Raw genomic sequence first — 12,596 nt, forward strand, 5'->3', positions numbered from 1 at the left:
AAACCGATGGACCAAATGATACATCATGGAAAGTATGATCTTAAGAATGGAAGCATTTCAGTTTTCAGAACCTGCAAGGGAAAGGTTAATTACAGGCATTCGCTTGGGTTGCATGTTCTTATTCCTATATACGGCTTACGCCAAAATAGTTGATCACGACCGCTTTTTAAGGGGCCTGACAAGAGTGCATTTCGTACATGGCGCGGCTATGTATATTTCCTGGCTGGTGCCTTTCGCTGAAATCCTGGCGTCTGTTTTCATACTCATTCCGCAGACTGCCAAATGGGGCCTTTATGCTTTTATAAGCCTGATGACCTTGTTTACCGGATATATCATCAGCGCATTAATCTGGGAGGAAAAACTTCCCTGTCACTGCGGCGGCGCCATCGAAAAATTAAGCTGGACACAGCATTTATGGTTCAATCTCGCATTTATATTACTGGCCATTTTTGCCCTCCGGCTCATCAATTCAAAATATATCTTCAAAAAACATAAAAAATGAAAAACTTAAAACAAATAGCCTTTGGCCTTATGGTAGGCGCTTTGGCGATTGGAACCAGTGCATTTACAAATGCAAAAAACACAAAGAGCGGATTTGCATCTTATACCTTCGTTCATCCGGCTCTTTCCGCCTCTAATTTAAGGACGGATTATATATTCAGGGCCGATCCGGACGACTGTACACAATCTGTAAATAACTGTAAAGCGGTCTGGACACAATCTGTGGCTCCCGCAGAAGGTGCTAACCCTGCTTCAAATGCCGTAGAAGGCACTATTACGCCTGGCAACTATCAGGGCCAATAATGTTTACCCGGGGCAATTTACTGTTGTGAATTGCCCCGGTAATTTACTTATCTGTTATTACCAGAACGTCCGCTTTTCTTTCGCCGTCAACAAATTTCAGGTTGTACTTAGCCAGTTCCTTGTTTACCGCATCAATATCGGCCATCTTGCAATTAATTTGAATATCGACATTGCCTTTAAAATTCGTTTCGTCGATAATTGGACGCTCGGAAAATTGCCAGAAATAGCTTTCCAACTGCGTGATGAAGCGACTTAGGGGCATATTCTGCATCTGAAATGAATAAGCATCATGCCTTTCGAAAGGGGTCCCGCCGTTTGTTTTCACTTTATCCACTTTATCCATCACTAAAATATCCGCGGGAACAAGCCTTTTTTCCAGGTGTACGTCAATTTTTAAAGGCTTGCCAAAGTAGCGATCCAAATCCTGGTTTAACAGATCATATTTGTCCTTCCATTTCTTCGCACTTTTCCAGATCAGTTCATAATTATAGCCGTTTGTTTTTAACCATTCGCCGAAAGCATCTCCGACCAGATCGGAGGTAATTTTATTATATAGGACGGTATCCTTTATTTCGACCTTACACCTGCTTTTACTCCAGAAAAATGTCGGCAATTTCCCGGACGAGAGAGCGAAACACAACCGGTATAGGTTGATTATCGGGGCATTGACGGTATAAAAATGCGTGGAGTCAAAACGCAAGACAGCCCGTAAATGGGGGTTATATCTGCTGACTATCGATTGATACAAGATATCGGTGTCATTAACCGGATTTAGCCTGGTCAAACTATCTTTTGCATTTTCTATTATAGGAAAACCGGCCACAAAAAGTGGCATTTTAGGGTCTAACTCGCTTAATTTTGTTCCTGTTACCTTTTTGATTTTACCAGCATCTCCGTTTAAAGCATTCCGGATGTTTTTTTCATTTACTTCCTTTGCTTCAGTGGTGGCGATAATCTTTCCATTTGGATCGATCCAAACATAATAGGGTAAATAATGGTGAACGAATAAGGAATTTAAAAGCGTGTCATTGCAGGCCGATGCTATTGTTATATGCTTCTCTTTATTCATTTTTGCCAGAAATCCTTCTACAAGATTTTTGCCTTCCTTGCTGACGGGCAGGAATTGCACGCGCCCGTTGAATTGTTTTTGCAGGGAATCGGTTTTAGGCATCATGGCCACGCATGGGCTGCACCATGTCGCCCAGAAATCTATTATTAAAAGTTTCCCTTTGAAATCCGATAACTTAAGCGAAGACGTTTTGTAATTCAGTACCTGGGCAATCGTAACATCGGAAACCTGGTCTCCAATGTTTAAAGGTTTGGTTTGCGCATGGGTTTGGAAACCGGTTAAAATGATAAGAAGCAGAACGGGGAATATTTTTTTCATGATATAATTATTTCAATTGGATTTGATTGGATACTATCGCGGGTTTTGAGGTAAGCCGCTTAACTGGACCTCCGCAGGAGGAATCGGAAATACATATAAATTGCTGTTGGGCGCTAAGCTGTAACTTTTGCTGTTCAGGGTACGGGTAAGCGTGACTGCCGTTTGGGTGTCTTTGTTCAGCCGCTTCAGGTCAGACCATCTAAGCCCTCGGTATACAAGTTCCTTTCGGCGCTCGGCCAGGATCTGTAACAGTGCCTCGGTACTGTTTGCGGCTGTGTATGGGACAAAGGTGCCGGTCAGCCATCTGGTAAAAAGCAAGGTATTTAAATCCTTCATCGCTGAGGCCATATCGTTTTTACGGGCGTAACATTCAGCCCGGATCAGGTAGATTTCATCTGTGGCGATGCCGCCGAAAGGGATGCTGGCACCGCCGTAGGATGCCTTGCGCGTTTTGAACCCGGACACATCCTTAAAAAAGATCCTTTTCCGCAGGTCGTTTGCAGAATAGGAATTATACAATACGGAGTCAACAATCAGGTTGGGCGAAGCATTGGTGAATGCGGAGTAATATTCAAGGGTATGGTGATAAATCACTTCTTTGTTAAATCGTGCAATGGGTTTAGAGGAAGTCGTCGACAATGAATTATAATTCAATAATTGGCTGGACAATTGCAGGCAGGAATCCGCATATAAAAATGCTTTGTCATAGCTACTCATTGACATATAAGCCCGGCTTAACATACCGTAAACGGCTGCCTTACCGGGCCGTGTAGGGAATAAGGCTGCATCGGGCAAAAGTGTTTTCGCCAGCAATAGGTCATTAACGATCAGGTCATAGGTTTGCTGCACTGTTGCCCTAACGGATTTAACGGTAATGTCAGGATTGGTGCGTATGGGTATTCCTAAATCCGAGGAAGCGGTATTCGGGTCATAAGCCTTCGCAAATTCCTGGGCCAGGCTCCAGAAATCGTATGCCCGGTAAAATAATGCGGTTCCTTTTACATTGTTCCAGCCGGCGATACTGGTCTGATCGGAAGGAACTTTGGCAATGCCATCCAGTACGATGTTTTCATTGAGTATTCTGTTATAGGTATCATTCCAGTCATAAGCTGTCTCCCCGGCATAGATATCCGGATTCCATAAATAGGCATTTCGTTCCTGGGTATTATCCAATGCCTGCCATGTCGGATAAAGTAAATAAAGATCACCTGCGCCAACTTCGCTTAAAGCGGGCTGGTTATTATTGAACAGTGTAGTGCCGGTGTTATTATCCAGAATAGCCTGGTAGTCTTTGACGGTTGATGGAACGACCAATGCTAAATTCGGTTTGGCATCAAGCCATTCCTTTTTACAGGAAGATACCAGCAAGGTCATGAACAACAATGTGACTATGTATATATTTTTTGAAAGGTTATATCGCGTTTTCATGATTGATTATCCGTTAAAAATTCGTTTTTAAACCAATGGAGATCGTCTTTGGCGAAGGCGTGCCTGTGGGGTAATCCGGGTCAAGTTTCAGTTTATTGGCCCGCCATATTATCCCTAAATTGTTGGCATAGGCATAGACTTGCAGGCTATTGAAGGGCAAGCCTTTAAACCGGAGCTTATCAAAGCTGTAACTCAGGCTGATATCCTGTAGGCGGATATGGTCACCTTTCTCAACTGTTGCCTGGGAATATTGATAAAAGCCATCTCGGGTTTGATCTGCCGGGTAAACCATGGACGGCACGTTGGTGTGTTTTTCGTCACCCGGCACTTGCCACCTCGCGGCAAATTCCCGGTTGCCGCCAAGCCAGTTATTATACAAACTTGAATAATTAAGGGCGCTTCGTCTGAAGTAATATCCCAGCTTATAACTGATATTGGCCGACAGTTCGAAGCCCTTATAAGTAAAGCGGTTGTTTAATCCGCCAAACCAGGTCGGCCTGGCAGGGCCGCTGTACACCATATCGTTAGCCGATGCGGGGTTGATCAATGATGCATAATCCTTACTGACCGTTCCGTTCAGATATCCCTGCGGGTCACCGGTTGCGGGATCTAATCCCGCCCAGCGATAGCTCCAGATGCCATAAACCGGTTTATCTACCACAGGATAAATATTTCCACTGGCTCCGTCAGCGGTGGTTAACGCCGAAGGTATAACCGGGGCGGTATACCTGGTCACTTTATCAATCGCATGACTCAATAAAAAAACGCTGAACCATTTGAATTGCTGATCTATATTTTTGCTGGCCAACTGAACATCCAGGCCATTGCCTTTGATATGGGCGAAGTTCCCGGTAAACGTTGTTGCGCCAACGCTCGGGGCTACCGACTCATTACCGATAATGTCAACGCCATTCTTGATATAAAACTCAAGGCTTCCGGTGATCACATTATTTTTCAATCCGAAATCGGCACCGAAATTGGCAATCGCTGTTTTCTCCCATCTTAATTCCGGGTTACCGATATTGGATATGGATGCCTGCGGAAGATTGGTATAGGTGCTCACACTTGAATTATAAAGGAAGGTTGTAATGCCAGTAATGTTCCGGTTCAAATTGCCATTGTAACCATAAGTAGCCCGTAACTTCAGTTCCGGCAGCCATCCTAAATGGTAAAAACTTTCCCTGCTGATGTCCCATTTACCGCCGACAGACCATAAGGGCACCGATTTTAGATTGGTCGCTACGCCGAAATAATTAGAACCATCGGTACGCCCGCTTGCCGACAGCGTATATTTATTATTGTAGGTATAGGAGGCATTGGCAAAATAGGAACGGACACGATCCAGCAAGCCGGTAATATTTGCACTATTGGGGATGGTAGCATAAGCCGATTGCGGATTCAGGAGGTAGTAATCTACGTAATTGACATTGGCGTAGGTGCCGGTATTGTTATCGTAGCCATACAACGTTGAATTGACGGTGCCATCCGTTTTCGTTTGATTTTGTTCAATGCCTGCTATGGCATTAACGGCGCTTTTGGCCCATGCCTTTGAATAGCTGATCTGGCCACGGATATTGTAAGCCTTTACGGTGGTCAGGGATTCATTGAGAATGCCGCCCAAAGGAATGTTGTAGCCGGTGACCACACCTGTATTATCAATTACCGAATACTGGTTAATGACATTCCTGGTATAAAAGGTTTGCTGGCTTTGATAATTCCGGTAATTGGTGCTGTACTGCTCATATTGATATTTGGCTTCAATGCTCAGGCCGTCGATAATGCTGTATTTAATGTTAGGGGATATTCGGATGTCATTGCCTTTGGTGCTTATCCCGGCTAAGCCCAGTTCCTTTAGGGGGGCGTAAGTCCAGTCCAGGTAGCCGAGAGACGGGGCCGACTGCACAAAGCCAGCCCCGTACAGGTGGGTAATGTTAAAGGGGGCACCATGGCTGTCGGCTAATTGGGCATAGGGGTAAATAGTACCTGAAAGTGTATTGGAAGCCGTATTGTCTGAATTCGTGACGGATTGAATATAATTCAGTGTCGTTCCAATCTCCAGGTCTTTGAGGGGTCGGAAGGTAAGATTGGAATTGAGTGTCATCCGGCTAAAGTCATTGTCCTTTTGACTCTGGAGATTTTTGTCGTACCCGGCAGAAAGGTAGTAGGATGTTTTATCATCGCCTCCGTTCAGGCTTAGGGCGTATTGCTGCTTTACGGAATTTTGATAGAGGTATTTCGATACGTCAGTTAACACGCTCTTATTTCGCAGTGCATTGATCCGGGTTTGCGCATCGGCCGTTGAAAGGGCGGCGGATCTTTCCTGGTTCAGAATCTCGACTACAGGGGAAATGAAAGGATAGGTAGCGGTATTGTTCAGATCATTATCGTACCTGCCGTTTTTAAACAGGTATTGTTCCACATCGATGTAGTCAGATGTGCCCATGTAATTGGGGTTGTATTTCAGGTCAGGCTTTTGGCCGACCGTAATATTGGAGTTCAGGGAAACTTGCAAGGGCCTGTTTAATCTCCCCTTTTTGGTGGTGATGACAATGACCCCGTTACCGGCCCGTACGCCCCAGATGGAAGCCGCCGCCGCATCCTTTAAAACGGTGATACTTTGCACGTCATTCGGGTTAATGTTATTGATGTCGCCGCTGTAGGGAAAATTGTCGATGACGATCAAAGGCTGGTCGTTCCCAAAAATGGTGCTCCGGCCACGGATATTGATATCAAGCTGCCCGTTTTGTGTTGCGGTTGTATTGCCGTTAAAAAGCAAGCCGCTGGTAATACCGTTTAACCGGGTGATCACATCGGTCGATACCCTGGCATCATACATTTCCTTGACCGGTTGTGCAAAAGAGCCGGTTGCTCTTTCTTTGGGCAGGGTCTGATAGCCGGTTGAAACAATACTCACTGTATTTAAACTGGATTTATCTTCTTCTAAAACAATGGTTAGATAATCCTGATTGGCTGCTATTTTGAGTTCCCGGGTTTTATAGCCGATAAAGGAAACCTGTAAAACGGAATTAAGGGGAACGTCATCAAATGCAAATTCGCCTTTTTCATTGGTAATGGTTAGTGCCTTTTCGTCTTTGATCCTGACAGTAGCGCCCTGAAGTGCTGAACCGTTATGATCGGTTACCTTTCCTTTTACCGGGTGTGGAGATGCTTTGACCTTTTCAGGGGCCGGGCGGTTTAGTTTTGAACCGTCATAAACGATCACAATTTTATCGTCGATCAGTTTGTAGGCTAAGGGATAGGGCGCCAGTAATTTGTCCAGCACCTGTTTTAGGGGTTCGTTTTTAACGTGCAGGCTGACCGTGCTGTTGATCAGTTCCTTTGAATTGCTGTAAATGATCGCCACGGAAGCTTTGGCGGCGATCTGGTCAAGGGCTTCCTTCAGCGTTTTTTTCTCAATGCTGATACTGATCTTTTTTTCCAGGCCCTGGGATTCGGCCTGCGCAACGGTAAAAGAAAGAATACCGCAGAGTACAGGAAAGAGCATTATGAGCAGCCTGGTCTTTCTTAGGTTTCGTAAACGTTTTGGCATAGTGTTATTTGATTGGGGGTTAAAGAATAAATTAGATTAAGTAGCGCATTAGGGCTTGGCTAGTCAAAACTGTTCGGAATGGGCAATAGCATGGCCGTAAAGCAATTTTTTGTCTTCATTGCAGTGTTTTTTTGTTAAAAAATTCAAGGTAGTTCCGCCCGCTTTTCGGGCTGATCCGCTTATCGGTTAATTCCTAAGCTGTCATCGTTCATCACATCCTCCTTTCAATATGTATCTGTCCTTTTCGAAGATCACTTTCCCATTTATTGCCGCAGCCAGTTGTTCGAGCACGATATTTACCGGTCTGTTGGTATTGAATTCGCCGTAACATAGACAACTGGTTGAACTGTTTTGTATTTCAATAGAGAGGTTATAAAACAGGCGAAAGTCCGCTACTACTTTTTGTATCGGTGTTCCGTTATAGCTTAAAATGCCATCCTTCCGTTTCAGCATTTGCTGTGCATCAGGGTAGTTCTCTCCGGTTAACGATCCTGTCCGTGGATTAAATAAGGCCCGTTGATTGGGTTTGAGCATTACTTGCGCTGCAGGTGATCCGGACGCACTGGCGGTGACTTTGACAATGCCGGTAACAACGGTCACCGATAATTTATCCTGCTTTTTGTAAGCTTGGATATTAAACGAGGTGCCGACAACCTGTGTTTGCATCCTACCGCTATGAATAATAAAAGGGTGTACCTTATCTTTTGCTACTTCAAAAAAAGCTTCGCCTTCCAGTTTTACCTCGCGATAATTACCTGTTAACTGATCCGGATATTGTAGCGAACTGGAGGGACAAAGCCATATTTTTGTGCCGTCAAATAGTTGAAGTAGTTTGCGCTTCCCAGGTTGGGTAACTGCTTGTTTTAGCTGTTGCTTTTGATATGCTTTTTGACCAATATGCCAGTACACAAGGGCTGAACATCCAAATATCAGCAAGGCCGCACAAGCTTTTAACCAGGTATTCATAGTGAATGATTTAGCTGGCTTAGTATACTGCGGCTCTTGTTCCTGATTGTCCTTTATTTCCTGAAGTATAATTGATCTTACCTTTGCGATGGCGGCTTCGGTTCTTTTTGTGGTTTCTTTGCTTTGGTCTGTAAATCCTAATTCGGCCTGTATAAGCGCCCTGAGTACTTCTTCGTTTTCGCCGCTGTCAAAGTACTTCAACAACTGCCTGACCTCATCGGCAGTACAATTGTTTTCGAGATACCTTACAAAAAGGTCTGCTATGGGTAATTGGTTGTTCAAGTCGTTCTTTTTACCCTATCATGGAGTAAAATGAATAATGGTCTATTGATTAGGATTTTTTTATTAAAGGCATAGTAAATTATTTCAAGTGTCTAAGAATTTGTGAGGCCAGAAGGACTATAACCATGTCCTGGTTTAGGGTGAAATATTGCTTGATAGATTTATTGGCTTTGACGATCTGATTTCTGACAGTAGATGTCGAAATCCCTAATTCGTTACTCACTTCCTCGTAACTCTTACCTTCCAATTTACATAAGGTGTAGATCTGTTTTCTTTGGGGAGAAAGGTTTTCAATAGCTTTTTTTAAGAGATCATGATTTTCTCTGGATATAATAGTTTCCTCTACGTTAGTTTCAAAATCATCATAGGATATAATTAATTTAGCAATAAGGCGATTGTCCTTAGCGATTTTGCGGAAATGGGCATAAACAAGATTTTCAGCTACCTTATATAGGAATGATTTGAATGAGCCTTCAATTTTAATGTATTGTCTGCTTTCCCAAATTTTCAAGAACAGATCCTGCAACAACTCCTGCGCGATGTCATCATCTTTAACTAAGCGGAGGATATTTCTATAAAGTTGCGTACTATACTTATCGTACAATGCAGTGAACGCTTTTTCACTTCCAGTTTGAAGTTGTTGAATTAGAAGTTTAAGGTTTTCGTTATCTGAAGCCATCCCATTGCCTCCTTTTATTGAAAATTCAATAACGGGCCTTAGAAAACAGGAAACGGTTTATCATAAAATACAATAGGGCCGGTAACCCGCAAAGTCTAATGTCACAAGGCTCTGGTAAGCCTACTATTCCTTTCGGAGTAGCTCCACACATTAAACATAAGCGAGCACCAGCCCTATAGTAATATAGGGAATGGATGCTTCACTTACGCTCGCGTGGATAAATTTACCAGATTTAGTGGCGAGGCTCGTAGCAGTCCTACTGATAGATCGTAAGTACTGCGAAATTAAAAATTTTCTGTTCTACTTTTTATTGGCTATTAAGACAAAAAGAGAATGCTGTTATAATCAACAGTGTTACCTCATTCTCTTTAACAAATATAACTTTTTCAAAATAACTATCAAAATATAGTAGTATTTACTTCCTTAATATAGTAGTCTTATTACATGAGCCTATAAATCACTTTTGTGAGATTTGTATATGGGGGTTATTATAGGTGAAATCATTCATGAACTCATTAAAAAAAGTGGACTGAAAGCCAAGATTGTTGCTGAATATGTTAACGTTAGTGAATCAACACTCTTCGGTATCTATAAAAGAGAAACAGTAGACATTGATAAGCTGATTTTATTTTCTCGGCTACTAAATAAGAATTTGTTTCTATATTATTTGAATGAGGAACCATTGAAAAGCATGTTCAGTAAAGACATGGTGGCACTTCAGAATCGCATTCTTGACCTTGAAAGCGAATTGAGTTTGAAGGGCGAAAAATTAAAAGATTTAACAGATATTATCGAAACCCAGAAAAAGGTCATCTCCCTGCATGAAGCCAATGTTTCTAATAAAACAGTGAAGGCTAAAAGAACAAAGTAACTTAAACATTATCCTTAATGTTTTGACCCTTATTTAATTATCAAATCTGTAAGCCGGATCAGTCGTATATCTTGCTCTTTCGGCGATATAGCTTGATTTAGGCTCCTTTGTCATGAAAATTACCACTTTTTAGGGATACCAATTCCCTGATTTGAGTATTTACCACCGCTTACCCTTCCTGTAATTTAGCTCTGTTTTTAATCCATTTAAACAGATCATTATGGCAAAATCTCTACGCATCTCCTGTATGGTTGGGGTAGCCGGATAACCGGTAGACAGCAGGAATCATTTAACCTATTTTTTATGTTAGTGAAATTTAGCGAAAAGCTGTTAATACAGCTTAGGGGTGAGATCGAAAAAATCAGCGTAGAGGAAACGGGTCCCTTCAAGATACTGGCTGCGATCTTAAGAGCCATCCGTTCAGCCCTGAAAGAACTAAAGGATCATCTCAAACAAAATCCTTTTAAGGATAAGGCCGAACAGATCCATTTTTTCAAGCATATTAAACCGCTCTTCTACTCCCTGCGGATCTATTACTTGGAAAAGTATAACATTGAAACGAGCATCCCTGCGGGGGATTCTCAAACACTGAAGAACTTTTACACGGACGAACTGAAATCGGTGCAGCGCTTTTTTCAGCACATCTATTTCCATTACCAGTATTACCGCTTAGGCGCGACCGAACTTGACGAACTCTATTTTGTCCGGGGTGTGGAGGTGCAAAGTGTGCTGATACCGGAAGTACCGGAACCTGATCCTGAATTTTCAACCAGTTGCGATTACCTGTTTTCTAAAATCATAGCCTATGAACTTCTACAGGACTATTTACTTAAAGCGCTTGCAAAGCTAGACCCATCGCTAAGCAACATGCCTTCTGAGGAAAAAGTAACGCCGGAACTGAAATGGACCGGTGACAAGATCAACCTCGTCGAGGTGATTTACGGGCTGTATTTTACAGGGCAGCTCAATAATGGCAATGCCGATATTTCGGCGATCATCCGCTTTATGGAAAGGCATTTGCAGATCGACCTGTCCAGGACATACCGTGATTTTCTGGACATCAGGAATAGGAAATCAACCAGCCCTACCCGTTACATCGAACAGATGCGGGAATCTATTCACAAGCGTGTTGACGATGACCTGGCATTGAAAAAGCCCCGGAAAACAAACTATAAATCAGGCATTTAAAATAAATCGTTCGCATGTACCGAAAGCCTTGCGAGCCAAAAATTGCGGACATGACAAACTTTGCCTTTGTAAATCCTGCCGTAATGGAGCGGCAGGGCTAAAGCGAAATATTATGTTACAGCATTTCACCTGGCAGCAGTTTTTAGTGGCTGCGCTGATCCTCAGCCTGATTTGGTACGGGGCCATTATCCTGCTTTTTTACAGGAAGCAGGTAAAGGAATTTCTAAGCGGCAAGCCTAAGCCGGAAAGACCAGCGGAACCTTTGGCGCATGCCTGGGACGAAGATTGGGATGAGGAGTTTTCAACGGAAGAAGAAGACCTGATGGGCAAACCTGCATTGCCCGAAGGTATGTCAAGGTTAAGCATGGCGCAGTTTGGTTTCGCTCCACCGGCAGGTGATGAAGAAGAGCGCCAGCAGAGCGACGGGAAAAACCGGAACGAGCATTTTGAAAACGAGAACACTGACGAAGGGCGACAGCGACAGCAAAGCGTAGTACCTGATGTGCTGGAGGAATTGAAAAGTATCTTTCATATTCTGGAAACAGAGCAAGGCAACAAACAGGATTTTATTTCCCTATTTGGCCTGGTTAGCTCGAAATATCCGGATATCAAAGGCACATCCAGCCAGCAGGCACTAAACGACTTCATCCGGGACAATCTGCTTTTCCCGATATCAGATGAAGAACTCGACAATTTGTGGAACTAATTATTAATCGCAAAAACGCTTTCAATCATGTTAAAATCTCTGAAATCTAAACTCAAATCAGTGAAATCCCTTTTCATAAGCCATATTCCCTATACGCCAAAACAACAGGCCCTGCTCAAAACCTTAATGTTCGCGGCCTTATTGGTGACGATCAATTATTGCTTCGGTCAGGACGGCAACTCTGGTATCAATTCAGCCACTACCCAGGTTAAAGGATATTTCGATTCCGGCTGTAACCTGATGTATGCCATTGGTGCGGTTGTCGGGATCATAGGCGCCATTAAAGTTTTCAATAAGTGGAACGCCGGGGAACCGGACACCAACAAGGTAGCTGCCGCCTGGTTCGGTTCCTGCGTGTTCTTAGTCGTTGTCGCCACAGTACTCAAATCATTTTTCGGACTGTAAATCGATTAGGTTATGAGCGTATATCACATCAATAAAGGCGTATCGAAACCGATAGTTTTCAAGGGGTTAAAAGCGCAATACATCGCTTACCTGGCCGTAGGGTTAGTGGTTTTGCTGATCGGTTTCGCGGTATTATATATCTGCGGACTAAGCCTGTGGATCATACTGCCCACCATATTCGGAACAGGAACCGCTTTATTTATAGGCGTATTCCGCTTAAGCCACCGCTTTGGTGAGCACGGGCTGGCTAAATACCTGGCCAAAAAACAATTGCCGGTATACCTCAAATTCCGGTCGAGGAAATTATTCATCAATCTGAAGCAAGCATAA

At 43.3% G+C, this 12,596-nt stretch carries 12 protein-coding genes; 7 read left to right on the forward strand and 5 right to left on the reverse strand.

Annotated features, from left to right (window positions below):
- The first annotated feature begins 25 nt into the window (after positions 1-25).
- Together ACPPVU_RS12255 and ACPPVU_RS12260 are read left to right on the forward strand one after the other, a co-directional pair.
- The gene (locus ACPPVU_RS12255) at positions 26-502 is read left to right on the forward strand and encodes a MauE/DoxX family redox-associated membrane protein (RefSeq protein WP_426671998.1); all 477 of its coding nucleotides are present in this window, start codon (positions 26-28) and stop codon (positions 500-502) included.
- A complete protein-coding gene (locus tag ACPPVU_RS12260; protein ID WP_426671999.1) occupies positions 499-804 on the forward strand; it encodes a hypothetical protein in 306 nt (101 codons plus the stop codon). The genes ACPPVU_RS12255 and ACPPVU_RS12260 overlap by 4 nt, the downstream gene beginning before the upstream one ends.
- A 43-nt stretch (positions 805-847) precedes the next feature.
- Here ACPPVU_RS12260 and ACPPVU_RS12265 read toward each other — a convergent pair whose 3' ends face one another.
- The 5 genes from ACPPVU_RS12265 to ACPPVU_RS12285 all read right to left on the reverse strand — a co-directional run bounded on the left by ACPPVU_RS12265 (position 848) and on the right by ACPPVU_RS12285 (position 9,096).
- Positions 848-2,191, reverse strand: a complete 1,344-nt coding sequence (locus ACPPVU_RS12265; protein ID WP_426672000.1) for a redoxin family protein — start codon at positions 2,189-2,191, stop codon at positions 848-850.
- Positions 2,192-2,224: 33 nt separating this feature from the next.
- Positions 2,225-3,619, reverse strand: a complete 1,395-nt coding sequence (locus ACPPVU_RS12270; RefSeq protein WP_426672001.1) for a RagB/SusD family nutrient uptake outer membrane protein — start codon at positions 3,617-3,619, stop codon at positions 2,225-2,227.
- Between the two features lie 13 nt (positions 3,620-3,632).
- Complete coding sequence (locus ACPPVU_RS12275) at positions 3,633-7,169, reverse strand: SusC/RagA family TonB-linked outer membrane protein (protein WP_426672002.1); 3,537 nt, start codon at positions 7,167-7,169, stop codon at positions 3,633-3,635.
- 201 nt (positions 7,170-7,370) lie between these two features.
- Positions 7,371-8,417 (reverse strand): FecR family protein, encoded by a 1,047-nt coding sequence (locus ACPPVU_RS12280; protein WP_426672003.1) that lies wholly within the window; start codon positions 8,415-8,417, stop codon positions 7,371-7,373.
- A gap of 79 nt (positions 8,418-8,496) precedes the next feature.
- Complete coding sequence (locus tag ACPPVU_RS12285) at positions 8,497-9,096, reverse strand: RNA polymerase sigma factor (protein ID WP_426672004.1); 600 nt, start codon at positions 9,094-9,096, stop codon at positions 8,497-8,499.
- 478 nt (positions 9,097-9,574) lie between these two features.
- Between ACPPVU_RS12285 and ACPPVU_RS12290 the strand changes: the two genes are divergently transcribed.
- The 5 genes from ACPPVU_RS12290 to ACPPVU_RS12310 all read left to right on the forward strand — a co-directional run bounded on the left by ACPPVU_RS12290 (position 9,575) and on the right by ACPPVU_RS12310 (position 12,596).
- Complete coding sequence (locus ACPPVU_RS12290; RefSeq protein ID WP_426672005.1) at positions 9,575-9,967, forward strand: hypothetical protein; 393 nt, start codon at positions 9,575-9,577, stop codon at positions 9,965-9,967.
- Positions 9,968-10,270: 303 nt separating this feature from the next.
- The gene (locus ACPPVU_RS12295; RefSeq protein WP_426672006.1) at positions 10,271-11,155 is read left to right on the forward strand and encodes an RteC domain-containing protein; all 885 of its coding nucleotides are present in this window, start codon (positions 10,271-10,273) and stop codon (positions 11,153-11,155) included.
- Positions 11,156-11,267: 112 nt separating this feature from the next.
- Positions 11,268-11,861 (forward strand): hypothetical protein, encoded by a 594-nt coding sequence (locus ACPPVU_RS12300; protein WP_426672007.1) that lies wholly within the window; start codon positions 11,268-11,270, stop codon positions 11,859-11,861.
- 126 nt (positions 11,862-11,987) lie between these two features.
- Positions 11,988-12,266, forward strand: coding sequence for a DUF4134 domain-containing protein (locus ACPPVU_RS12305; protein ID WP_373011566.1), 279 nt, complete (start codon positions 11,988-11,990; stop codon positions 12,264-12,266).
- A 12-nt stretch (positions 12,267-12,278) separates the two neighbouring features.
- On the forward strand, positions 12,279-12,596 hold the full coding sequence (locus ACPPVU_RS12310; RefSeq protein ID WP_426672008.1) for a DUF4133 domain-containing protein: 318 nt from the start codon (positions 12,279-12,281) through the stop codon (positions 12,594-12,596).

This window comes from Mucilaginibacter sp. McL0603, assembly GCF_049992945.1.
In the GTDB taxonomy this organism is placed as follows: domain Bacteria; phylum Bacteroidota; class Bacteroidia; order Sphingobacteriales; family Sphingobacteriaceae; genus Mucilaginibacter.

Bases quoted from the DNA above. Each gene is read 5' to 3' on its own strand.
- ACPPVU_RS12255 (WP_426671998.1), top strand. From the start codon at position 26: ATGGAAAGTATGATCTTAAGAATGGAAGCATTTCAGTTTTCAGAACCT.
- ACPPVU_RS12260 (WP_426671999.1), top strand. From the start codon at position 499: ATGAAAAACTTAAAACAAATAGCCTTTGGCCTTATGGTAGGCGCTTTG.
- ACPPVU_RS12265 (WP_426672000.1), bottom strand. From the start codon at position 2,191: ATGAAAAAAATATTCCCCGTTCTGCTTCTTATCATTTTAACCGGTTTC.
- ACPPVU_RS12270 (WP_426672001.1), bottom strand. From the start codon at position 3,619: ATGAAAACGCGATATAACCTTTCAAAAAATATATACATAGTCACATTG.
- ACPPVU_RS12275 (WP_426672002.1), bottom strand. From the start codon at position 7,169: ATGCCAAAACGTTTACGAAACCTAAGAAAGACCAGGCTGCTCATAATG.
- ACPPVU_RS12285 (WP_426672004.1), bottom strand. From the start codon at position 9,096: ATGGCTTCAGATAACGAAAACCTTAAACTTCTAATTCAACAACTTCAA.
- ACPPVU_RS12290 (WP_426672005.1), top strand. From the start codon at position 9,575: ATGGGGGTTATTATAGGTGAAATCATTCATGAACTCATTAAAAAAAGT.
- ACPPVU_RS12295 (WP_426672006.1), top strand. From the start codon at position 10,271: ATGTTAGTGAAATTTAGCGAAAAGCTGTTAATACAGCTTAGGGGTGAG.
- ACPPVU_RS12300 (WP_426672007.1), top strand. From the start codon at position 11,268: ATGTTACAGCATTTCACCTGGCAGCAGTTTTTAGTGGCTGCGCTGATC.
- ACPPVU_RS12305 (WP_373011566.1), top strand. From the start codon at position 11,988: ATGTTCGCGGCCTTATTGGTGACGATCAATTATTGCTTCGGTCAGGAC.
- ACPPVU_RS12310 (WP_426672008.1), top strand. From the start codon at position 12,279: ATGAGCGTATATCACATCAATAAAGGCGTATCGAAACCGATAGTTTTC.